The organism is Pedosphaera parvula Ellin514, assembly GCF_000172555.1.
GTDB lineage: Bacteria > Verrucomicrobiota > Verrucomicrobiia > Limisphaerales > Pedosphaeraceae > Pedosphaera.
The window spans coordinates 17,969-41,223 of sequence record NZ_ABOX02000058.1 but is presented as its reverse complement, the minus strand read 5'-3'; the positions used below and the strand labels follow the sequence as shown (position 1 = coordinate 41,223).

At 54.2% G+C, this 23,255-nt stretch carries 19 protein-coding genes and 1 pseudogene; 12 read left to right on the top strand and 8 right to left on the bottom strand.

All coding sequences use genetic code 11. The features are described from left to right. Nucleotides 1-247, top strand: a pseudogene (locus CFLAV_RS36730) (hypothetical protein); the annotation flags it as partial. On the opposite strand, the gene CFLAV_RS27745 reads toward CFLAV_RS36730, so the two are convergent. The 4 genes from CFLAV_RS27745 to CFLAV_RS37945 all read right to left on the bottom strand — a co-directional run bounded on the left by CFLAV_RS27745 (nucleotide 241) and on the right by CFLAV_RS37945 (nucleotide 3,529). Beyond that, complete coding sequence (locus CFLAV_RS27745; RefSeq protein ID WP_007418232.1) at nucleotides 241-1,215, bottom strand: MlaD family protein; 975 nt, start codon at nucleotides 1,213-1,215, stop codon at nucleotides 241-243. The pseudogene CFLAV_RS36730 and the gene CFLAV_RS27745 overlap by 7 nt on opposite strands. Next, a complete protein-coding gene (locus CFLAV_RS27740) occupies nucleotides 1,212-1,970 on the bottom strand; it encodes an ABC transporter ATP-binding protein (RefSeq protein ID WP_007418231.1) in 759 nt (252 codons plus the stop codon). The genes CFLAV_RS27745 and CFLAV_RS27740 overlap by 4 nt, the downstream gene beginning before the upstream one ends. Next, nucleotides 1,967-3,166 (bottom strand): ABC transporter permease, encoded by a 1,200-nt coding sequence (locus tag CFLAV_RS27735; RefSeq protein ID WP_007418230.1) that lies wholly within the window; start codon nucleotides 3,164-3,166, stop codon nucleotides 1,967-1,969. The genes CFLAV_RS27740 and CFLAV_RS27735 overlap by 4 nt, the downstream gene beginning before the upstream one ends. A 78-nt stretch (nucleotides 3,167-3,244) precedes the next feature. Next, nucleotides 3,245-3,529 carry a carbohydrate porin gene (locus tag CFLAV_RS37945; protein WP_083809182.1) on the bottom strand — a complete coding sequence of 95 codons (285 nt, stop codon included), beginning with the start codon at nucleotides 3,527-3,529 and terminating at the stop codon, nucleotides 3,245-3,247. An 861-nt stretch (nucleotides 3,530-4,390) separates the two neighbouring features. Between CFLAV_RS37945 and CFLAV_RS27720 the strand changes: the two genes are divergently transcribed. The 4 genes from CFLAV_RS27720 to CFLAV_RS27705 are packed head-to-tail and all read left to right on the top strand — an operon-like array spanning nucleotide 4,391 to nucleotide 9,882. Continuing rightward, nucleotides 4,391-7,015: a redoxin domain-containing protein gene (locus tag CFLAV_RS27720; protein WP_040550487.1), complete on the top strand. Its 2,625-nt coding sequence runs from the start codon at nucleotides 4,391-4,393 to the stop codon at nucleotides 7,013-7,015. 48 nt (nucleotides 7,016-7,063) lie between these two features. After that, complete coding sequence (locus tag CFLAV_RS27715) at nucleotides 7,064-8,101, top strand: SMP-30/gluconolactonase/LRE family protein (RefSeq protein WP_202796965.1); 1,038 nt, start codon at nucleotides 7,064-7,066, stop codon at nucleotides 8,099-8,101. Nucleotides 8,102-8,114: 13 nt separating this feature from the next. After that, the gene (locus tag CFLAV_RS27710; RefSeq protein WP_007418226.1) at nucleotides 8,115-8,567 is read left to right on the top strand and encodes a DUF3237 family protein; all 453 of its coding nucleotides are present in this window, start codon (nucleotides 8,115-8,117) and stop codon (nucleotides 8,565-8,567) included. Between the two features lie 22 nt (nucleotides 8,568-8,589). Beyond that, on the top strand, nucleotides 8,590-9,882 hold the full coding sequence (locus CFLAV_RS27705) for a carbohydrate porin (RefSeq protein WP_202796964.1): 1,293 nt from the start codon (nucleotides 8,590-8,592) through the stop codon (nucleotides 9,880-9,882). A gap of 208 nt (nucleotides 9,883-10,090) precedes the next feature. Here the strand turns inward: CFLAV_RS27705 and CFLAV_RS27700 are convergent, their stop codons facing one another. Beyond that, nucleotides 10,091-11,599, bottom strand: coding sequence for a sigma-54-dependent transcriptional regulator (locus CFLAV_RS27700; RefSeq protein WP_007418224.1), 1,509 nt, complete (start codon nucleotides 11,597-11,599; stop codon nucleotides 10,091-10,093). A 90-nt stretch (nucleotides 11,600-11,689) separates the two neighbouring features. Continuing rightward, nucleotides 11,690-12,901 (bottom strand): type II secretion system F family protein, encoded by a 1,212-nt coding sequence (locus tag CFLAV_RS27695; protein WP_007418223.1) that lies wholly within the window; start codon nucleotides 12,899-12,901, stop codon nucleotides 11,690-11,692. A gap of 481 nt (nucleotides 12,902-13,382) precedes the next feature. Here CFLAV_RS27695 and CFLAV_RS27690 point away from each other — a divergent pair, with 481 nt between their 5' ends. From CFLAV_RS27690 to metF, 5 genes are all read left to right on the top strand, one after another. Next, nucleotides 13,383-14,645: an outer membrane beta-barrel protein gene (locus CFLAV_RS27690; RefSeq protein ID WP_007418222.1), complete on the top strand. Its 1,263-nt coding sequence runs from the start codon at nucleotides 13,383-13,385 to the stop codon at nucleotides 14,643-14,645. Between the two features lie 396 nt (nucleotides 14,646-15,041). Beyond that, nucleotides 15,042-16,283 (top strand): outer membrane beta-barrel protein, encoded by a 1,242-nt coding sequence (locus CFLAV_RS27685; protein WP_007418221.1) that lies wholly within the window; start codon nucleotides 15,042-15,044, stop codon nucleotides 16,281-16,283. A gap of 134 nt (nucleotides 16,284-16,417) precedes the next feature. Continuing rightward, nucleotides 16,418-16,768 carry a hypothetical protein gene (locus CFLAV_RS27680; RefSeq protein WP_007418220.1) on the top strand — a complete coding sequence of 117 codons (351 nt, stop codon included), beginning with the start codon at nucleotides 16,418-16,420 and terminating at the stop codon, nucleotides 16,766-16,768. Between the two features lie 67 nt (nucleotides 16,769-16,835). Then, nucleotides 16,836-17,840: a phosphoglycerate dehydrogenase gene (locus CFLAV_RS27675; RefSeq protein ID WP_007418219.1), complete on the top strand. Its 1,005-nt coding sequence runs from the start codon at nucleotides 16,836-16,838 to the stop codon at nucleotides 17,838-17,840. A gap of 92 nt (nucleotides 17,841-17,932) precedes the next feature. After that, nucleotides 17,933-18,844, top strand: coding sequence for a methylenetetrahydrofolate reductase [NAD(P)H] (gene metF, locus CFLAV_RS27670; RefSeq protein WP_007418218.1), 912 nt, complete (start codon nucleotides 17,933-17,935; stop codon nucleotides 18,842-18,844). 185 nt (nucleotides 18,845-19,029) lie between these two features. On the opposite strand, the gene CFLAV_RS33320 is transcribed toward metF, so the two are convergent. After that, nucleotides 19,030-19,896 carry a nuclease-related domain-containing protein gene (locus CFLAV_RS33320; protein WP_007418217.1) on the bottom strand — a complete coding sequence of 289 codons (867 nt, stop codon included), beginning with the start codon at nucleotides 19,894-19,896 and terminating at the stop codon, nucleotides 19,030-19,032. Nucleotides 19,897-20,314: 418 nt separating this feature from the next. On the opposite strand from CFLAV_RS33320, the gene CFLAV_RS27660 reads away from it, so the two are divergent. Both CFLAV_RS27660 and CFLAV_RS27655 read left to right on the top strand, forming a co-directional pair. Continuing rightward, nucleotides 20,315-21,010, top strand: coding sequence for a Mut7-C RNAse domain-containing protein (locus CFLAV_RS27660; protein WP_007418216.1), 696 nt, complete (start codon nucleotides 20,315-20,317; stop codon nucleotides 21,008-21,010). Between the two features lie 141 nt (nucleotides 21,011-21,151). After that, complete coding sequence (locus CFLAV_RS27655; RefSeq protein ID WP_007418215.1) at nucleotides 21,152-21,397, top strand: hypothetical protein; 246 nt, start codon at nucleotides 21,152-21,154, stop codon at nucleotides 21,395-21,397. On the opposite strand, the gene CFLAV_RS27650 is transcribed toward CFLAV_RS27655, so the two are convergent. Continuing rightward, nucleotides 21,394-23,184: an amino acid permease gene (locus CFLAV_RS27650; RefSeq protein WP_007418214.1), complete on the bottom strand. Its 1,791-nt coding sequence runs from the start codon at nucleotides 23,182-23,184 to the stop codon at nucleotides 21,394-21,396. The two genes, CFLAV_RS27655 and CFLAV_RS27650, sit on opposite strands and share 4 nt — an antisense overlap. Nucleotides 23,185-23,255 lie beyond the last annotated feature (71 nt).

Here is a 23,255-nt window from a genome sequence, read left to right as displayed (position 1 = left end):
ACTTTACGGCGATTTCCGCGACCGAGTTCATCCCTTGGCAGTGCTGGAGATGCGGTTCCTGGTGTTCAAAAAAGCAGGACGGAACCGGGGAGATGTTGTCTTTCAAAAGACTTATTTCCGGCGCATTCCACTGAAAGCACGTACGGCCGCCGCAACGGTTGCAGGTTGGAACGAGGCATTGCAAGAGATCATGAAGGAATTTACGGCCGATTTAACGGCCAGCGATCAGTGGCGAAATGTTCATTGAGCCTTTGGAGTCTCGACGCTTTTAGCGGGTGGAGGCGGTTTGCTGAAAATAAGGGAGGAAGGTTGTTGTTTCAGCTTGCTCATCAAATCGTTCAGGCCTGCAATGGCTTCGCGGGCACTTGCGAGCGTTGCATTCAGGCTGCCGGTGTCCAGGCCGGCTACTGTTTTTTGCAATTCGTTGCCAAGGTCAGTGAGCTTCGCCTCAAGTTCCTGAGCGCGACGGCCCACGGCAGGAAGGTCCGTGTCCTTGATCGCTCCCTGCGCCTCCTTCAGGGTCGCCTGCAATCGTACGTTCGTGTCGCGCAGTTCGGCGACCAAGGCGTTTGCATTCGTGCCAAGCGCGACGAAATCCATCCGATCAACGTGCTTGACCAGGAGGTCGGCGGATTCCATGAGTGTATCCGCCCGCGCCACTGTGTTGCTCAAGTTGAGTTCTTCAAGCTTCGCCAGAATTTTCTGGATCGAGGCCACAACCTCGGTGAACTGCCCCGGTGCGGAGGGAATGTAATAATGCTTGGGAGTCCAGGGAACCTGCAACGGCGGGTTGCGCTTGGGATCAAGATAGTCCAAAGCAACAATGCTGGACCCAGTGATGCCTTGCCCCTGAACCCGGGCGCGTAGTCCTCGCGCAATTTCCCGATCTATCAACGTCTGAAAATTCATGTCCGGCGGCGGAAGCAGGCTCGTTTCCTTCGGCACTTCAAATCTGATGAGCACATAGTCAATCTTATATTGTGGATACTCGTTCCAGATGAATCCGATATAAGTCACCTTGCCGATGGTAACGCCACGCAGTTTCACCGGCGATCCAACGGCAAGCCCCTGAACTTCTCCCGTAACATAAGTTTCAAAAACTCGTTGTTGTTGGAAATAGCCGCGCGCGCCGAAGGCAAAGAGCCCGGCGATCAGCACGCCAAGGCCGATGATCACAAACAAGCCGATCTTATAACTGTTGGGGCGGGCACTCATGCGGCTTCCCTCCGGAAAAAATGCCGCACCAATGGCTCCGTGGCATGGTCGCGCAGATCATGCGGATTGCCTTCCGCGACGATGGTTTTTGTTTCCGCATCCAGCAGGATGACCCGGTCGGCGACGGCATAAATGCTGGGCAGTTCGTGCGTCACCATCACCAAGGTGATGCCCCAGCCTCGCGAAAGATTCCTGAACAATGCATCCAATCCCGCGGAAGTGATCGGGTCGAGCCCGGCGGAAGGCTCGTCCAGGAACAAGATTCCGGGGTCGTTCACAAGCGCGCGCGCGAGTGCCGCGCGCTTCACCATGCCACCGCTCAATTCGGACGGCAGGCGCGTGGATGATGCCTTCAAATCCACCTGCCTCAGCTTGGAGAGAGCGATCAAATCCTTGGCAAGTTCGGGCAGATCGGTGAACACGTCCAGTGGCAGCTTCACATTTTCCAGCACCGTCATGGAGCCCAGCAAGGCCCCGCTTTGATAGAGCACACCGAAGCTGCGCAACAGGCGCAAACGCTCATCACCGTAGGCAGTCACCATGTTCTTTCCATTGATCAACACCTCACCGGCCATTGGCGTGTACAATCCGATCATATTTTTGAGCAGTGTGCTCTTCCCGGAACCCGAGCCACCCAAGATGGCGAATACCTCGCCCCGCCGCACCTCGAAGTTGATGCCCGACAGGATCACCCGGTCCTTGTAGCCAACCTTCAAGTTCCGCACTGAAATAATGTTGTCCGCTGATGCGCTCATTTTTCCAAAACAAATTTAAGGATGGCGAAGACTGAATCGGCGATGATGATCAGTAAAATTCCGCTGACCACGGAACGCGTGGTGGATTCTCCCACAGCAGCCGGTCCGGATTTTGTCTCAAGTCCACGAAGACAGGCCGTTCCCGCGACAATGCCCCCGAACACAAAAGCCTTCAATATTCCGAAAGCGATGTCGTTGATCCGCACGCTGGACTGGAGTTGGTGCCACGCGATGGAAAGAGGGAATCCCAGCCCAAGCATCACCAACACTCCGCCCAACACCCCTGTTGCCATGGAATAAATTGTCAGCAACGGAGTGAGCAGCAGGCTGGCCAGGATGCGCTGCACCACCAGGAACCGCATCGGGTCGAGCCCGATGGTTTCAAGAGCGTTCAACTCTTCGTTGACCTTCATCGTGCCGAGTTCCGCCGCGAACGCCGAACCTGAACGCCCCGCGAGCAGGATGGCCGTCATAACTGGTGACAACTCGCGCACCATGATCAATCCTATAAGATTGGCGATGTAAATTTTCGCGCCAAAACGCGCGAACGGCTGCGCCGCTTCGAACGCAATGACCAATCCCAGCAACAAGCTGATGAGCGACACGATAGGCAATGCATTCGCGCCGGCCGTTTCGAATATCCGCACGATTTCGTTCCGCCGCATCCATCGCGGATGCGTCAAAACGTAACCAAGCCCTGAAATCACATCACCTACAAAGATCACCTTCTGCCGCACTTCGAGTGTCTTGGCTATGACCGCCATCCCGATCTCATCCATGAGAGATTGGCGGACAGGTTGCTCCCCTTGGTAGGCTTGGACATCCTCCATGGAATAATTTTGCAGTGCCTTCTGGTATTCGGGCTTCAACCCGTTCAGCGACACTTGCGACTGCGGAGTCATGCAGCCTTTGCTTAGCAAGTAGAGGAACGCGAAACCGGCACTATCACTGTAGGTCAAAGGAGCCACGTTGACTTCCAATGTGGCTCCGGGTGGAACGACCAGCGCTGATTGCAATCTCTGCCAGAGGAATGGAGTGGAGTCCGCATCCAGCCGCCCGCTCAACCGAAGAACAAACCGGTTCTCTCCCTCCTTGAGCAACTCAAAGCGGACGCGTGAGCCGGGTGAAATGTTTTCTTCTCCATCCATTGATTCCTGGGCCAGGTTCCTCCTGCTTGAAGCTACATTCTCCGCCATCTTAGCCAAAAATCAAGCGGCGCCGAAATGTTTGGATTTGAATCCATCTCTTCACTTGCCGGTCTCCCTGCAAGGTGTTCAGAAGTGGATACCAAATTGGCAACCTAACACCAGCGCGTTGTCTATCGGCCCTGTGCCGCCGGGCCGGAGGATATATTGGAAGTCGTGTTGGATGAATAAGGCTCCCTTGCGTAAGGAGAAGCGATGGGTCAGTTCAATGACTGTCTCGTGATTCTGGACGCCTATAGCGGGGTTAAGCAGCTGTTTTTCTCGCTGGGCGTTCTGGCGATCTGCGGCATGAACAAGCGCACTATACCGAATGCCAAAATTAATTTCCGAAATGGGGAAAGGAAACTGAATCAAAGAGGGTAAAAAGTTTTATGAAAGTGGACGCTGAAAAATTATGACTGTGGGGCGAAGAAATTCATTAGTCATTGGCTGCAGGGTGCTTTTGATTTGAGGCGGCGTTGTCGCCCTTGTCGCTATCTTTCAGATAGCGCCTGCGGCCTCCGCCTTGCCTCAAATCAAAATCCCTCCTGCCATTCGGAAATTTCTTTTGGCATTCGGTATAGCGATGGCTACGCCCGTGCCGACGGAACCGGGGCAATAATTTCAACTGGGGTGTTGTCCCACCTACCTGATGCGGAGAATGTGGTGCATCAAAGAAAATGGCCAAGGAATCTTGAATTCTCTTTCCAAGTCTCTAGGGCGGCAACTGCTCTCCACAGGCCAGATTGACGCAGTTCCATAGCGCCTAAATCAATGCCTGCGAGATATGCTGAGGCAAACAGCAAAATCTTTTACGGAGCAGGGATTTGGCCTGATAGTTGTCACAGGAGAACAACGATTTGTATGTATAAAGTTCCTAAATGAGGAACATACCAGTCGCCAAGGCTCAATCGTTCTGACAGGGCTTCCTCGGACGTCAGAAAATGACCACACGGCAAAACAAGAAACAATGAAAGCCAGGTTGGAAATTTGGCGAACCTTGAAGTTTTGCGGTGCATTACCTGACGAATGAAAACCAGCTTTCCGCTTCTGGAACTGAACAGCGCGCGATGCGCAGAACGGCACCGCTCTGATAGTAATGCGTGCGCCATCTGCGGCGCAAAAACTCTGGCGTTTTTGGAGGGCGTCCTCGGAACGAGGCTTCAAATAAACAAACAACGGACAACAACAACGAACAAATAATGAGCGATGAAAGCTAGAACGTTAGAAATCCAAATGAATAAACGCGCTTCATGGAGCGTGGCCATTCTGGCTGCCATCATAGCCAGCTTGATCTTCACCACGTCCGGGCTGGCTCAGATGCCGCCATCTCCCTGGAAGAAAGGGGCGCCGTTCCCGGAACCGGACGAAGAATACTACGGCGTTGCCTGCAACGGGAAGATGTACGTGATGAGCGGCTGGGGCGATGGCAAGGCCCGCGGCGTCAACTACGAGTACGACGCGGACGGCGACAAATGGACGAAGAAAACGTCGATGCCGCTGCGGGCGCACCATCCGGCCCTGGCCGCTTACAACGGCAAGATCTACGTGTTCGGCGGTTTCGTCGCCCCGGAGAAGAGCCCGATGCCCATCGGTGCTGCCTGGCAACCGATCGACAACGTTTGGGAATACGACCCGGCGGTCGATTCCTGGAAGGAGCTGGCGCCGCTTCCCGGCAAGCGCGGAGCCGCGGTGGCCGTGGAAGTGCGCGGCAAGATCTACGTGATCGGCGGCGCCACGACCGTGGAAGGGTCCAAGACCCCGTTCTTCACGTTCATGGGACCGTGTAACGTTCTGGCCGCCAACGACGCGTACGACCCCGCCACGGACAAGTGGGAGAGCCGCAAGCCGATGGCGGTGCCGCGCAACCACACGTTCGCCGCCGCCATCAACAACAAGATCTACGTGATCGGCGGCCGCACCGGCCACGCATTCATCATGTCCGCCAGCAACACGGATGCGGTCGAGGAATACGATCCCGCCAATGACGTCTGGAGCGCCCCGAAGGAACGGATGCCGACGGCCCGAAGCGGCGGTGCCAGCGGTACCGACGGACGCCTGATTTATGTGGCCGGCGGCGAGGTGACGACCAGGGCGCTCGTCGGCGCGTTTCGAGCCATAGAGGCATACGATCCAGCAATCAACTCCTGGATGACGCTGCCCCCCATGCCGATGCCCCGTCACGGCGTTGCCGGCGCGGTGATTGGCAATCGCTTCTACCTGGCCAGCGGGATGATCCAGTCTGCCGGGGCGCTGGTGATGCAAGACCCGAAACTCGAAGTTCACACGTCGTCAACTGACATCCTCGAGATACCTGGTGGCAAGAGCGAGGCCGCGACCGGCAGGAGCGAGGCCGCGACCGGCAAGAGTGACGCCGCGACCGGCAAGAGCGAGACCGAGACCGGCAAGAGCGAGGGCAGGGCGGCGTCGGACCAAGGCCAAACGAAGGTCCGCATCCGTTATGACATCAAGAGTCCCGAAGGCCAGAAGATGCTCCAGAAGTACGCGCGGGCCGTCATGTTAATGCGGAAGCTGCCCCAATCCGATACCCATTCGTGGCAGTGGTGGTGGAATACGCACTGGATGAAGGGATACCCGGTGGTCATGTGGGAGGAATCCATGAAGGTCAAGACGGACGCCATCGCCTCACTCCCGTCGAGTGTTCAATCCCTCGCCGAGGCCACGTGGGACGGCTGTCAGGCCCACCCGATGAATCCGGATAACCCGGAACAATATCAAGAGTGGTTCATCTGGCCCTGGCATCGCCTGATGCTCTATCAGTTTGAGCAGACGATTCGCGAGGTGTCGCAGGATGACGATTTTACGCTGCCCTACTGGAACCCCGTTACCGGAAACGAAGCGGATCTCTCGCTCCCGTTCGCTCTTCGCGATCCGGCCAGCGAGCTCTTTAACAGCACTCGCTATCCCTGGGTCAATGGCGGGGAGCGGCTCGATAAGCCCGTCATGGGTTGGCTGAGTTTGGACTGTCTTAACGAGAAGTTCTACATCGACTCGCCGACCGGCGCCCTTGGGTTCTGCAACCGGCTGGATCAGAACCCTCACTTCTTCACTCACATCGCCCTCGGCGGCGATATGGCCGACTTCTCCACCGTTGGCGGTGATCCGATCTTCTATCTCCATCACGCCAACCTGGACCGGATTTGGGAAAGCTGGAATCGGCTGGGCAACAGCAATCCAGCCGATCCCAGGTTCCTCAATCGGAAGTTCACCTACGCGGACAGAAACGGCAAACGCGTGGACATGCCAATCGGCGCTGGCAACCGCACGGCGCAGCTCGGCTACGAATATGACAACTATGCCAAGCCGCCCAAGCCGGAATCCAGCCTGACCGTCCGGGCTTCACCTGCCAATCCTGCGAGTGACGCCCCGTCCAGTGTGGCGACGCCCGCGCCGGCCTGGAACCTCCCCGACGGCTCCGGCAAGACCGTCTCGCTTAGTAAATACCGGGGCCGGCCGCTGGTGCTGATTTTCTACGAAGGCTCTGGTTGCGTCCGGTGCGCGGGGCTGCTCAAGAGTTTCGCGAAACAGGCCCGCGAGTTTGCAGACGGCGGAATCGATCTGGTCGCCATCGGCACCGATTCGCCTGAAGATCTCAAAAAATCGCAGGCCGATTCGCAGGCAGAAGGCACCGTTCCGTTCCCCCTGCTGTCAGATGCGAAACTGGACGTTTTCAAGGCCTACCGGTGTGTCGATTTCGACAATCAGCCATTGCACGGGATTTTTCTCATCGATGCGCAGGGCCGGGTCCGCTCGCAGCGCATCAGTGACCAGCCCTTCAATGATCCCGCATTGGTGCTGAAGGAAGCAAAGCAGTTAACCAGCGCGGTGGCAGTCCGATGAGTGCGGGTTTGCTCTCCCCGTAACCAACACGAATCTGTGAGGTGCGATATGAGAATGATCACAGCCAGGACGTTTCTAATGCTGCTGACGATGCTGGCGACGCCGATCCCTCTGCACGCCTGGGAGCGCGGCAAAGTCGAGCGCTTCGCCACGCTGCCCGCAGGTGAGGCCTATCCAGAGGGGATTTGCCTCGGTCCCGATGGGAACGTCTACGTTGTTACCGTGGCGGCGAACAAGCCAAAAGGTACTCCGGGCACGCTTCTTGTGTTTGACCCTAACGGCAAGTACCTGCGGACCGTCCACATTGCCGGCTCAAGCCGGATGCTGCTAGATCTCCGCTTCCATCCGAAGAACGGAAAACTTATCGTGATCGACTACGAGGACCCGAAGGTCCTCGCTGTCGATGCCAAGACGGGCGATTCCTCAGTGTTCATGACCGTCACCGGCGAGCATCCCGGCCTCGACGGATTGACCTTCGACGACGCTGGAAATCTGTATGTCACCGATGCCCACCAGGGCTTGATCTGGAAAGTTGGACCGGAAGGCGGCGCGGGCGAGATCTGGGTCAAGAGCCCGCTCTTGAAGCCGACAAGACCACCACCGGCGATCGGCGCAAATGGCCTGGCGTTCAACAAGGAGCAGACGGTGCTGTTCGTCCCGAACACAGCGAACGACACCATTATTAAAATCCCGGTGAGCGGCTCGCCGCTTAAGGCTGGAACGCCCGAGGTCTTCGTCAACCGCGCGGGCGGTGGACCGGACGGGATCATCATTGATGAGGACGACAACCTCTGGATCGCGTGCAATCAGTCCGACGAGATCATGGTGCTCGAGCCGACGCAAGGCCGGGTGATCGCGAAGCTCGGCGACTTCGGCGGCATTGACAAAGACGGCGCGCCCATTGGTTTCCTCTGGTCTAACAGTCTTGTCTTCCACGGTGAGGACGTGCTGGTCACCAACCTCTCCGCCGATGTTGCCGCCGTGTCATCCCCGAGTCTGCGCACGGTTGATGGACCGTGGGCGGCCCAGGTGAAGCTCCACACGGTCTCGAAAATCAAGAAGCACATACCGAGTGTTCCCCACTGAGGTTGAAGCAGTCATGAGCACGATTGAAGTCCGAGAGTTATACAAGGTGAGCTTGAACATCACCGGCATGAAGGAGTACGGCGTCAGTTTTGCGGCATTGATGGCCGGGGAAGTGGCGCCACCAGTTGAAGGCACAAGGTTCGACGTCGCTTTCGAAGGCACAGCGACCGGCGCCAAGCTCAATGGCGCTGTCGAGGGAATTGATTACGTCCTAGTCCGCCCGAATGGCCGCTTTGAGCTGCACATTCATGAAACAATCAGGACGGTGGACGGGCAAAACATTGCTGCCCAAGGCGAGGGGGTGGCCATACTTCGGCCGGACGGCGAGATTGCTGATGTCCGCGTAAACATAACACTGTTTGCTTCTTCAAACGAGTACACGTGGGTGAACCAACTTCAGTTGTGGGGAGTCGGGACCCTTGATGTCGCCAGGCAAATTATTGAGGTTACCGCGTATTCCCCCTGAACTCACAACCGGAAAGATGTCCATGTTGCGTTATATCCACATATTACTGGCTGTCCTGTGCCTCGCATCCGGCGATGCGCGCGCGGGCAACAGCGGCGACGCCGGGGCGACTCCGCAACCGCCCCCGTTCGGCGGTCCCTGGGACACCCGGCTGAAGTTGACGGGGGATTGGGGCGGTGTGCGCGAGCAACTCCGCGACCACGGCTTTACGTTCGACATCAGCGCGACCGCGTACTACCAGGGGATTGCCAGGGGCGGCTTGGAGCAAGACTCCGAACTCGGGGGCCGCAGTGATTATTGGCTCAACGTGGACGGCCAGAAGGCGGGGTTGTGGCCAGGGCTCTTCCTCACCCTCCACGGCGAAGCCGTCTATGGCGATTCGGTCAACTCCGAGACTGGGGCGATCGTGCCGGTGAATATCGGCCGGGCCCATCCGGTCTTTTTCGGGACCGCGGGCGCTCTGACCGCGGTCAAGTTCACCCAGGCGCTTTCGGAAAATTTCCTCGTGTACGCCGGGAAGATCAACACGATTGATAATGTGCAGCAGCCGTTCATGCCTGGGCATGGACTTGACGCCGGGTTCATGAACGCCGCGTTCGTTTGGAACCCGATCCTGGGGCGGACGATGAACTACGCGACGCTGGGAGCCGGAGCGGCGATCCTGTCCCAAAGTTACCCCGTGCTATCGCTCACCGTGTATGACACCCACAATGCCGCCACCGAGACCGGTTTCAAGGACGCCTTCGACAACGGGGCGATTATTTATCCCACCGCCAGCCTGCCAACGAAGTTTTTCGGCATGCCGGGACACCAGAGCCTCTGGGGAGTGTACAGTTCCGGGCGCTATGCGATCGTGGAACAGCAATCTTTGAATCAAATCCCCACGGGGCTGCCCCCGACAACTCTTGAACGGGGTTCCTGGTGGGTCACGTACTTATTCGACCAAGCGCTATGGGTGGACCCGACGGATCAAACGCGCAATTGGGGCGTGTTCGGCAATGCCGGCATCAGCGACGGGAAGCCAAACCCGATACAATGGTCCGCCATTTTTGGCGTCGGCGGCAGCAGTCCGATCCGCGACCGGAGGCAGGACTACTTCGGCCTGGCGTATTATTACCTGGGGTTCAGTGGCGACTTTAAGGATGTTGCCCGAGTAATCACGCCGGTGCGCGACGAGCGTGGTGTGGAGATCTTCTACAATGTGGGGGTGACGCCTTGGTGTCACATCACGCCTGATCTGCAAGTGATCACGCCCATCCTGGGACGTACCGAGACCTCGGTTGTACTCGGTCTCAGGATGAAGGTAGACTTCTGACCTCCTTGTTGTGAGGCCAGCCAAGTGCAGGGGATGGTTTAGAAACTGTTGTGGATTAATGGTTTGCGGATGGAATCAGGTGCAGGGGTGAAGGTGGAGGAAGGATTGGAGTGTAAAGGGCTTTGTGATAATGAGTTGCGAATGTTTAGTTTGATCTGAGTGTAGTGAAGTGCAGTTAAGTGGAGCGATTTGCGGATTTGAAGAGCGATTATGCGGAGCGTTCGTCTTCAGAGAGTTTGCGGTAGAGGGTGGCGAGGCTAATGCCGAGATGGAGGGCGGTTTTTTCTTTGTCGCCACCGAAGAGGGCAAGGGTGCGGTTGAGGTAGGCAAGTTCCTGTTCGCGGAGGTAGTCTTTCAAGGAAAGGTCGGCGTGGAGGGTTGGGGTCGCGCCAGGGTTAGTGCCATTGGGGACGGACAGGGGTGCGCTGGCACCGGGAATGGCGGTCTGGATCGGCACGAGGGACGTAGGCGGAGTGGTGGGTTGGGGCAGTTGTGCGACGTCTGCCGAGAGGGCGGTGCTGGCGCTGGGTGGTTGGCCCAGACTGCGGACCAGGCTGGGTGGGAGGTCGCGAATTTGGATAAGGTTGTCCTCGCAAAGAGTCGCGGCGCGTTCGATGGCGTTTTCGAGTTCGCGGACGTTGCCGGGCCAGTCGTAGGTAGTCAGGAGGTCGAGGGCTTGACGGGTGATTTGGACGGATTGGCCGGAACGCGGGTTGATTTTGTTGCGGAGGAAATGTGCGGCAAGCAGCGGGATGTCGTCGCGGCGTTCGCGCAAGCTGGGCATCTGGATGGAGATGACGTTGAGGCGGTAGTAGAGGTCTTCGCGAAAGGTGCCGTCCTTAATTTTCTTTTCGAGTGGTTCGTTGGTGGCGGCTACGACGCGCACATTAATATAGGTGGGGACGTTTTCGCCAACGCGGCGGACTTCGCGTTCCTGCAAGACACGGAGCAGGCGGCTTTGCAGGGTGGAGGACATGGAGCCGATTTCGTCGAGGAAAATGGTGCCGCCGTCGGCTTCCTGGAACAGGCCCTTCTTATCAGTAAGCGCGCCGGTGAAAGAGCCTTTGCGGTGGCCGAAGAGTTCGGACTCCAGAAGATTTTCGGGCAAAGCAGAGCAGTTGACCGGGATGAACGGGGCGAACTGGCGTTTGCTATTAAAATGGAGGGCGCGGGCGACCAGTTCCTTGCCGGTGCCGCTTTCGCCGAGGATGAGGATGGTGCTGTCGGTATCGGCGGTGCGCTCGATCATCTTAAACACTTCCTGCATGGGGCCAGCGGTGCCGATGATCTGGCTGAACTGGTATTTTTTCTTGAGCTGCTTTTTGAGGTAAAGGTTTTCGGAGATGGCTTCGTTGTAGGAAAGGGCGCGCTGGATGCAGAGGTTGAGTTCGTCGAGCTTGAAGGGTTTCTCGAGGTAATCATAGGCGCCGTTCTTCATGGCTTCGACGGCGGTTTCGATGGAGCCGAAGGCGGTGATGACGATGACGCTGGCTGGAGGGGTGATGGAACGGGCTTTTTGGAGGATCTCCAGGCCGTGAGCGCGAGTCTTGTCGAGGTAAAGGTCGGTGACGACAATTTCGGGGGTATGGATTTCGAGGGCGGCGACCGCGTCCTTGAAATTAGTGTAGGGGAAAACTTCGTGACCCTCTGCACGGAGCATTTCGGTGACCATTTGGACCATGGTCAATTCGTCGTCGACGAGAAGCACTTTAGCCACGGAAGCAGGCTATTTAAAAGAGAGGCGGTGGGCAAGCTGGATTGTTGCATCCTGCCGGCCCACCGTTTGAGGAACCTAACCAGAGATTTTTTAGCGGTGCGGATTGACGATTTCGCTCATTTTAAAGATGGGCAAAAACATACAGATCACGATGCCACCAACGATTACGCCCAGGAATACGATGAGGAGTGGTTCGATAAGGGAGGTCAAACCAGCAAGGATCGTTTCGATTTCCTCATCGAGGAAGTCCGAGATACGTTCCATCATTCCATCGATTTTACCGGTCTGTTCACCTGCCGAAAGCATGCGGATGATCATGGCCGGGAAAACGGGATGTTTGCCGAGGGCCACAGAGATGCCTTCGCCGCGTTCGATATCGGTGGTGGCGACCTTGATGGCTTTTTCCATGACGACGTTGCCAACTGTATTGGAGGTGATTTGCAATACTTCGAGAATGGGAACACCGCTTCGAATCAGGGAGCAAAAGGTGCGGGTAAAGCGGGCAAGACAGATCTTATGAGCAATATGGCCGAAGATAGGTAGTTTGATAACGGCGGCCATCCCAAAACTCGCGACCGGGTTTGGTTTGATAAAATAGAGCCAACCATAAACTGTCGCGCCGGCACCCATCAAAAGGGGGACAACCCATTTCTGCATGAAATGACTGACGTTGATCAAGTATTGGGTGGGTGTAGGGAGCTTGGCGCCAAAACTTTCAAAGATTTCACCGAAAACCGGCACTACTTTGACCATCAAGAAAATAGTGATACTGATGGCGACACACGTCACGACTGTGGGATACATCATGGCGGACTTAACTTTGCGGCGCAGTCGGGCGGCATTTTCCAGGTAGGTGGCGAGGCGGGCGAGAATCTCGGACAGCAATCCGCCTTTTTCCCCGGCACCGACCATACAGACATAAAGACGATTGAAAACCTTGGGATGTTTGACCAGGGCTTCAGAGAAGCTATCACCTGCTTCGACGCGAGCGGTAACATCCTTGATGACATCGCGCATGACCTTATTGGTGGTTTGTTCGGCCAGTGCCTGGAGGGACTGAACCATGGCCAACCCTGCATCCAGCATAGTGGCGAGTTGGCGGGTAAATATTACCAGGTCAGCGAGCGCGACCTTGCCTCCGGAGGTTTTACCTTTCTTACCAACCTTTTCCTGGATGGAAACCACCAGAAGGTTGCGGTTAAGGAGGGCGTTAATGGCAGCCTGCTCGGTGGCGGCTTCAACAGAGCTGCGAATCTCCCGGCCGGTGGAGGTCTCGCGTGCGACGTAAGCGTACGATGGCATAATTATCCTAAATTAAGGTTTGCGATTGGCTGCCTCGATGCCGAACAGAACTTAAACAATCAAAGATGCCAATCATGTTGAAAAGGATAAGCAAGGCTCGTTCCACCTTCATAAACGGTTGCAGAAACTCAATAATAAGGTGTTTTATTGCAGTTTAAAGTTGAGAAGTAAGATTGCGGCAACACCCTTGGAAGTATGCTGCCTCATCGTTAGACACGGAGTGTGTTTAAGGGGAGTAGAATAGATTCTCGTTCCTAATGAAATGCATAAAACACTCAGGCCGATGAGAATGCAGAGAAATAAGTTGTCCATAAATCAAGCCTGATCAGCCAAGTATATTAAAAAAACTTGTTGTCAAAGTGTCCACTTTTTTCTATCTATTCGGGAAATGCACCCTTTTAGGGGTGCAGGGTAAACCGGATTTACCTTCAAAAATGCATAGAAAGAAACAGAACAGACTAACTAACATCGGAGGAACCAAATGAAGTTTAATAAATGGACATTGGGTCTGGCAGCGGTCGGGGCAGTAAGCCTCGCATCTGCGGCTCAGGCCGAAGAGAAGAGCAGCACGGTCATGACCGCTCTCTCGTCTACCGTCCTTAGTGGATATGTGGACACCTCAATGCAGTGGAATATCGGGACTGGTGACAGCCATGCTCCGGCATATAAATATGGTGGTTCGACCAAGGCTGACGGTTTCAATCTCAATGCCGTCAAGGTTACTTTGGAAAAGCCGCTGGACGAAGCAGAATGGGCTGCTGGTTACAAGGCCGATCTGTTTTTCGGACCTGATGCCAACCTTTTCCCGTTTGGTCTTGGCACCTCATCTAGTGGCGTAGCTATTTCCGACTTTGCCATCAAGCAGGCATACGTTGCTCTGCGTGCTCCAGTGGGTAATGGTTTGGATTTCAAGGTGGGTGTATTTGATAGCATCATCGGCTATGAATCCACTGAAGCGGGTAATAACCCGAACTTCACCCGTTCCTGGGGTCACACCTTTGAACCTTCCACCCAGACGGGTGTGTTGTCCACCTATCGCATTAATAACAATGTTGCCTTGGCTGCTGGCATCGCCAACACCGAGTCCGCCATTATTAATAGCCGCGCATTCCCGACTGTGAATCCTCTTACGAGCGGCAACAAAGCTGAATCCTATAAGACATATATGGGTTCAATCGCTTTGACTGCACCTGATAATTGGGGATTCATCTCCGGTTCTTCACTCTACGGCGGTGTCATCAACGGTTTCAACAATGCTCAGCAGGCAAACCAAACCAGTTTGTATGTTGGCACGACTGTTGCAACACCTGTCCAAGGTCTGCGCGTCGGTGCCTCGTATGATTATGAAGGCATCAGCCAACAGTCCGATGCTGGCGGTACAACTCCTTCGGCTTATGCAAATGCTGTAGCGCTCTACACTTCATTCCAGGCTACAGAAAAACTGAGCCTGCATGTTCGTGGTGAGTATGCCACCATGTCGAAGTCGCTTGCTTCGGGCTTCCAGGCCAATAACTTCGGTGTTGCGAGCGAAATGCTGGCTCTGACGGGCACTGTCCAGTATGACCTCTGGAAGAACGTCATCAGCCGACTGGAAATTCGTTGGGATCATGCGTTGGATGGTTCCACTGCCTTCGGCGGAACTGGTACCCCCTTGCTGAATTCGGATACGCCGCCTGGATTGGCGAGCACTGGCAACCGCCGCAATTCCTACATCATAGCGGCAAACGTAATCTACAAGTTCTAATTCAATTGAACTGCACAAACTCCTCTCGAGAAAAGCGAGAGGAGTTTTCTCATCAAAGAGACTTAATTCACGCTTGTTTTGATTCTGAATTTCGCACACAGACTTTGGCGATATTTAGGCAATGTGAGTCTTTTCGACCTTGCTTTTCCAGAAGAAGAAGAATGGCTGTCAGTGTGTAAAGGGCCATGTTATAGAGTCTTACATCAATTGTGCCTTGTGGCATGATTATTGCCTTGGTGGGATTGCAATTTTGTTACTTGATTATTTGAAGCCAGTAGTAACATTTCGGCTTCTTTAAATCGGTTTAAGGTTTCACCCAGATGTTCAATGCAATCGGTAGTGGAAGGGTGTTGGCTCAGAACGCAAAAAAAACTAACTAACCAGAGGAACCTAAAGATGAAGTTTAATCAATGGACATTGGGATTAGCCGCCGTTGGAGTGGTCAGTCTCGCATCAGTCGTGCAGGCCGAGGAAGCAGCAAAACCCTCCTCAGTCATGACCACGCTCTCTTCGACCATGCTGAGCGGGTATGTTGATACCTCAGCACAGTGGAATTTGGGAACGGGTAATTTAAACAATCCCAAGTATGCCTTTAACACTCCGAACAAGGCGGATGGTTTTAATCTTAACGTTGTTAAGCTGACCCTCGAAAAGCCCGCTGATGCTGCTGATGGCTGGGGTGCAGGCTACAAGACCGATCTTTTGTTTGGGCCCGATGCCAATTTCTTCAATACCACATCCAGCGGATTGGGTAATACTGTTGGTTCAGATTTCGGAATCAAGCAAGCCTACGTCGACTTGAAAGCTCCGATTGGTAACGGACTGGACGTCAAACTGGGTGTGTTCGACACCATCGTTGGATACGAAGTTTTTGAATCGGGCAACAACCCGAACTTTACCCGTTCCTACGGTTACACAATCGAGCCTACCACTCACACCGGTGTTCTCGCTTCCTATCAAGTCTGTGACATGCTTGGCTTCTCAGCTGGCATTGCCAATACATTCGGGCCAGTGATCAATTCCCGCGCCTTTCCTACCGCAAACCCATTCGCGAGCGGTCCGAAAGCTGAATCCTACAAGACTTACATGGGTTCCGCCTCATTTACTGCTCCCAAAGATTGGGGATGGGTTGCTGGTTCCACCTTGTATGGTGGCATCATCAATGGTTTCAATGCCGGCTCGATCAATGGCGGCAAAGCGAATCAAACCAGCTTCTATGCTGGCAGTACTTTGAATACGCCTATCCAGGCCTTGAAGTTGGGCGCTGCCTATGACTATGCCGGGGTATCCAAACAGCCCGGAGTTCCAAACTCTGGCTATGCAAACGCTGCCAGCTTCTACGCCACCTATCAGGTTACGGAGAAGATGAGCCTGAATGGCCGTGCTGAGTGGTTCACTCAGTCCAAATCGCAGGCCGTGACCGGGTTGCCTTCCAAGGTGTTCGCGCTCACTGGAACATTGCAATATGATCTCTGGAAGAACGTGATCAGCCGTTTGGAAGCACGTTGGGATCATCAGGCGGATGGCACCGGCAGAGCTTACGGTGAATCCAATGTCAACACTCTCGTCACCGACCCTCTCGGTGGCAGCCGCCGCAATGCTTACGAAATCATTGCGAACCTCGTCTATAAGTTTTAGTTAGTTCTGTTCACCCCCTGTCGGGCCTCCACCGACAGGGGGCTTTTTTGTACACATGGAAACATTGGAGGAGTCTCAGGAGGCTGGAAATTTTTTCAAAGTCCTGGGCCTGATCGGAAAGCGGGCAGGCTTGAATGTTGAACCTAAGGGAAGGAGGCTTGTTAATCGCCCAACAATTTTTTCAACTGGTCCCGAGCGGTATTTTCACGACTGTTCGTTTCACTTCCGGCCACGAAGTCACGGCGACTGAAATCAAAATATTCGCAGAAATTGCCCACATGCTTCTCTTGAACAGGGTCGGCCCGGCGGTCGCGGCACTGATGGGCCGCGCGCGCATCGTAGCTGACGCAGTTCAAGCAGACCCTCAGGTCAGCGCCACAACGATGGCACGATTCGCTTCGCCCGGGGTTTCCCGGGAGTCTCCATTCCCATCCGCACTTGTGACAATGACGTGTCAGGGCCATGTGGACACTTTACCAGATTGAGGCTGGTTTTTCGAGCCTTTTCATCCTATACTTGCGATCTTTCCTGAACTGCCCTTATTTTTAATGTATGTCGTGGAAGGTTGTCATCACTGCACCGCCAATTGAAAAGGTTGGTCAAAACGCAGTTGCTCTGCTGAAAGCGGCAGGCTGTGAAGTCGTGAACTCCGCCATTTTGGGATCGCCAGGGAGCGAAGACGTCCTAAAAATTATTAAAGACGCCGACGCCGTAATAGCTGGCGTTGAAAAGTATTCTGCCGACGTTTTTTCAGTTCCCGAGACAAAACGGCTCAAGCTGATTTCCCGGTGGGGAGTTGGATTTGACGCCATTGATGTTACCAGCGCCACCAGGGAGGGCATCCTCATCACTTACACTCCAGGAATGACCGATGAATCCGTGGCGGATTACACCATGGGACTGCTATTGGCACTGGTCCGCAGAATAATTGACGGATACGAAACCATGTCCAAGGGCTTATGGCAACCTGCATGGGGCCATGATATGAATGGTAAAACGCTGGGGATTTTGGGTTATGGTCGCATCGGGCAGGCGGTGGCGAGAAGGGCCAAAGGTTTCGGCCTTGAACTCATAGCTCACGATCCGCACCCTCCAATGGGAACGGATCAATTTGGGACCCAATTTGTCAGCTTCAACGAACTGCTTGAGCGCAGCGACTATCTTTCTCTCCACGCGACACTCACGTCCTCGACTCGGGATCTCATTGGAGAGGCCCAATTGCAAAAGATGAAGCCTTCGGCATACCTCATCAATGCGGCACGCGGGCCTTTGGTCAACGAGCAGGCATTGATTCGTGCGCTGAACGAAGGCTGGATTGCTGGAGCAGCTTTGGATGCTTTTACCGTTGAGCCCCTTCCAGTGGATCACCCTTTTCGTCGGACACCCAATCTCCTGCTCTCACCGCATCAAGCTTCCAGCAGCCGTGAGTCCGGTGAATTAATCAGTCTTGCCACGGCACAAGCTGTTCTGGACTTGATGGCCGGGAAAAAACCTAAAATGCCTTTGAATTCAGAAGTGTTTAATTCTCCAAACTTGCGTGCGAAATTGAAAAACTAGCGAGGTAACAGCCCGGACACTCTGTCGATTGCTAATGTTTAAGTGAGGGTTTGGAAGGTTACAAATTCAGAACTTGGTACGGGAGCCGTTTTATGCATAATCGCCAGTTAATGCAATTCATCCGCGACATCTATGCGGCCAAGGCTGATGCTCATCAGCCAGTAATCTCTTTCGAGTTCTTTCCTCCGAAAACTGATGAGGGCGATCGTGCATTGTTGGAAAAAACCATTCCGGCATTGCTGCGGTTGAAGCCGGATTTTTGCTCTGTCACCTATGGGGCTGGTGGAGGCACACGGGATAAGACACTGATGATTGTGGATCGCATCCAGCGCGAGCATCAGTTGCCAACCATGTTGCATCTCACCTGCGTAAATGCGACGCGTGAGCAACTCCGCGATGTTATCGAACAGGCCCGAAGTCTGGGAGTTAAAAACATCCTGGCCCTTCGTGGAGATCCCCCCGGTGGCAACGGAGAATTCAAAATGACGGACGGAGGGTTCGAATATTCCCATCAGTTGGTTGCCCTGCTTCGTGAGCTGGGAGGATTTTCAATCGGGACAGCTGGATTCCCTGAAGGACACATTGCTTGTAAGGAAGGGAAGCATGTGGACTGGGAGCATCTGAAGAAGAAGATCGATTGCGGCGCAGATTTTGTAGTGACACAACTCTTCTATAATAACGCGGATTATTTTGAGTTTCGAGATCACTTGACGAAAAAATTGGGCGCATCGGTCCCGATTTTTCCTGGCATTCTGCCCATCCTGAGCGCTGGTCAAATCAAGCGGATTTCTGCTCTTTGTGGGGCCAAATTACCGAGCCGCCTCGTTTCCTGTTTGGAAAAGCTGGCTGACAACGACGAAGCTGCTGCTGCTTATGGCATTGATTATGCCACTGAGCAGTGCGCCGAACTCCTTCGCGAAGGTGCACCCGGCCTGCACATGTACACCTTGAATAAAGCGCCTTCCACTATTCAAGTTTTGAAAAACCTTGCTCTGGCTCACTGATCATTCCGGAGAGCAAAAAGGGTTGTGATTCGTTTCCCACTGACTGGATATTTGTTGGGAGGACGTGGAGTACGGGGCTGAAGCAGGAGTGTGCGCCTTGCAACCTACGGGGAAACCTGAGAGCCTGGAAAATCTTACTTCGCAGTTCCGGCTAAAACCATTAACCAAACATCCCAGCCTTAACGTCAATATTTTTGCTCCAGATCCTCGACGATTTTCTGGATGCGGTCAGCAGACAGGATGGGTTCCTTGTCGTTCAGAATCGCGGCCCGCAACATTTTCGGGGTCATTACCAAACTCTTATCTTCCTCGGTAGTGTACTGAACCGACCATCCCGGAATTGTCAGCACCGGTTTGACTTCAATCATGTTTCCGATGGCGCCTAGGAGGAGCTTTTCCAATCGTTCCGCCTGGGCTTTGGTTTGTGCCAGTCGCCTGGCATCATAATGATCAGGGAACTGCAACCCCTTGCCATCGTATACCACTTCGCGGGAAACAGGTCCGGCCTTTTGGTCAGGAACCGGTCGCACCTTGGTTTCCACTGCGTAAACACCTGAAGGTCCAACTACGATATGATCGATGCTCCAGTCTTTGGTGAGAGGTAAATCGTGAAAGACGTGATACCCGTGATTTGTCAGGCTGGCTAACGCTTCCCCAACAACTCGTTCGCCATTGAAAGCCAGCCATAGTGTCCGGCGGTTCCTTTTCATCCGCTTCAAACGTAGAGCGCAGCCAAACGCCGCCATTCCACAAAGCGCAAAAATCACCAGCCATACCGGATTTGGTCGTAGCGTTCCAGGTTCACGGCCCATCAGCAGGCCGACAGTAACGACGCACACCAATGCAGCTTCCACGATGAAGCTATCGACCATGCGGGATTCCAATGCCTGGAGTTGCCGGTGGGTTGATTCGCCTGGCAAAGAGAGGGCGCGTTGCTGTGCGCGAGGTTTGGGTGTGTCCAGACCTTGCACCCACTGTAGGAACCTTGCACGACCGAGAGATGCCCACAGAGGTCGTGTGGCGGCAACTGAATGAATGAATTGGGCGAACATAATTTGGCTTTGGCTTGATGTAATTTGGGACTCATTTTCCAAGCGTGACACTCACATTCCAAATCGAATCCAGCTCGCTGATCCCACGCGAAAGATTCCTAACATTTACCGCAAGCAGCGGACGCACTGCGGAAACAGCATAAAGCGTTGTGTTTTTTCAGTGAACCCACACGGAGCTGTACAGGTGCAAATAGCTATTATCATGCCTAATAGGCTGTTAATTGCGGATTGTGAATAACTTCTTTTCAACCTCAATGGCTGGTGGTTGGAATCATTCAATGTCCACTAGATATGGGGAATGGTCGCGTGAGTCGGGTTCCTTGGCGGAGGACACTTGTGTGAAAAATGGACACAAAAAAAGCGGTGGCGATCATGGTTTTTGTTTAAAACCCAAGAAAAACGAATAAGTTACAAATGTATGAGCCGTATTGGGAAGGCTTACGAAACAAAGTTCCGCGCGATTTTGGTGCAGCTTCGGGCTCGCAAGGCAGATCAAGGGGTTCGTTGGTTGATGGATCGAGCCCGGTATCTGAGCAGGGAAAAAGCAATTACTCCCGCGCAGGCTTTGGCCGAAGTATACGGCCATGCCCTTCACTCGCTACGTATTTTTGTCCGCCACGACCAGAGCCGGGATTCCATGCTCCATGGCCAACCCGCCATACCCCGATTCTTATGCGACGCCGGTCTTGGCGGGCTGGCGCGTTGGCTCCGAGCTTCTGGTTATGAAGCGGTGTGGATCCAGGATATAAATGATGACGATCTTTTAATCGAAGGGCAGCGGCTCAAAGCAACAATTCTTACGACCGACAGCATGCTGATGGAAAGGCGCGTGCTGCGGGATCGTATCATTCCGGCGGTTTGGGTGCCGCCAACGCTGACCATGCTGGAACAACTGGCACTTATTTTTCAGGAGCTTGACCTGCAGATGCGTGGCTCGCGTTGCATGGCCTGTGGTGGTGAATTGCTGGAGGTCGACAAGGAGTCGGTCAGCGATCGTATTCCGCCACGCACCTTGAAATGGCTTGATCAGTTCTATCAATGCAGCCAGTGCGGTAAATTATTCTGGCATGGCACGCATTGGAGAAAAATCATCCAAAGACTTGAAGCGGTGTAAGATGGCCGGGTTTGAAGATTCGAGTTTGATGTGGAGCATGCTGTTCAGGAAGGCATGCTGTTCAATTGTAATCTGTCTTTCGTCACCTAAACGTAACCATCTTCCGTTTGATCCAGCGTCCAAGGCGCACAACTTTAGCGTATGGCAAAGCAGGTACAGATAATATTGCAGGACGACCTCACACGGCTCTATTACTCCGGCCCGAACGTTTGGACTGAGAACGTGGAAAAGGCCTTGGACTTTGGACAAACCACCAGGGCCTTGGATTTCATTTTAAGAAGCGGGCAGCCTCAGTTGGGAATCGTGATGCATTTTGAGGATGCCCAATACGACCTTAAATTCAAAGCCAGGATGGATCAAAATGCGGGTAAAATAGTGCCTGTTTAGCCGATCACGATCACGTGCATGGACTCAGGGAGGTTCGAAGCCACTTGTGCCACCACATTTCCTTTCAGCATGTGTACCAGGGTTGCGCGACGAGTGCCGCCCAGCACCACAGTATCCGCCCCGAAGGTCGCGGCAATATCAATAATGGTATCTGCTGGTGAATCGCTCGTGGTATACAAGGGCTTGATTTTGCTGTCGTGTGCTTCACTTAGTACCCGGCTGAATAACTCACGCGCTTGAAAATCGTTGCGCCAATCGCCTTGCCGATCGATCTGGATATTTACTTCGCGAATAAAAAGTACCAGCAATTGCGCATCACGCAGCTTGCTTTCTTCCAAGGCGAATTGCAGGGCCGGGGTCCAGCCGCGAGCAGCCACCAGGATTGTTTCTCCAAGAAACCTGCCTTCATAGGACGGCGTGGGTTCGGCGGGGGCAGAAGGAGCTACTATCGGCATCGGTGCCGGCGCCAACGGAACACCAACTCCAATGACAGCAGGTGCAGGCATGGCCCGCCGCCGGCGCTGGGTGATTTCCCGGAGCGCCAGCCCGATGACCAGGATAACAATTACGAAAATGAGCGCTGTCAGTTTTGTCAGAGCAATGGTGATCCAGATCAGGCCCAACAAAATGAAAGTGGCAAACATGGTGTATTGTTCATAATTCTTCAGCTTAAGCCGCTGCTTGGCGAAAGCGCAGGAACCAATATTGATCACGATTGCTCCTACAACCCCGATGGCGTAGAGCGATGCCAGCCCGGTCACTGAATCATCCACATTCAAGACGATGACCGGCAGCACGGTGGCGATCATCAACGCCACCCACGGAACTCCATGATTATTTAAGTGTGAAAACGTTTCCGGGATCTCCTTGTCCCGTGCCATTACATAAAGCAGTGAAATCATTCCAGAGATTGCAGTATTGACGGCGGAGAGCAGCAGCACGCCGAAAACCCAGCCTACAATCAGACCGAACTTTTGGCTGATAAACACTTCGCCCATGTAGCGCAGCAGATCGTTTTCATGCTTTACGGCTTCGTCCGGCAGGCACATGGCGAGCACACTTAGGATGGCAGTTCCGAGTACCACTTCAGCCATTACGACGAGAATGGCCCGTCGTGAAGTGCGGTTAACCGAGGGACGATCAAAACTGGCGTCGGGATCCAGGCGCAATACACCCGTGCTGCTGGCAGCAGCTTCAACACCGGATAGCGCGAGGATCATTCCGACGAACGCCACCCAGTTGTGTAGAAACCCCTCTTTTGGCGGTTCGGGGTGAAAATGGTTTAGGTGGGGCGTGCCTGCCGCAATCAGCACCGCCACGGTCATGATGGTCGGTATCGCCAGCCAAACCGCCACGGCACCGGAATGTCTTGGGCCAAAGAAATTGATGGCACCGATTATGAAAATGGCCGTGATGGCCCATTTCTTTGCCGCTTCCTGATCGAATCCGAGATAATGAAATCCGTCCAAACAGCTCAGTGAAGCCGTTACGATATAATCAGCGAGCAACAGCAAACCACCGATCATCGCCAATCGCCGGGAATGGAGACCTGCCGCTGTATAGACTCCACCGCCATTGGGGAAGTGTTTGCAAATCCAGATATAATTGATGCCAACCAATCCGGTTACCGCACAAACTGCGAGCAGATGGGGCAGGGCAGAGAAGCCCACGGAATATAAAGCCAGACCAATGACATAAGCCTTGCTCGTGCCCCAATCGCCGTATATGAGCGCAGCGGCCCTTGCCCAGCCCACGTTACGGGGCCTGCCTACTGTATCGATTTCCATGGCTGGTTGATCAAAGGCCTATTGAGCCCATGATAAACCATGTACAATTAAGCTAAGGAAAGTGCAAGTAG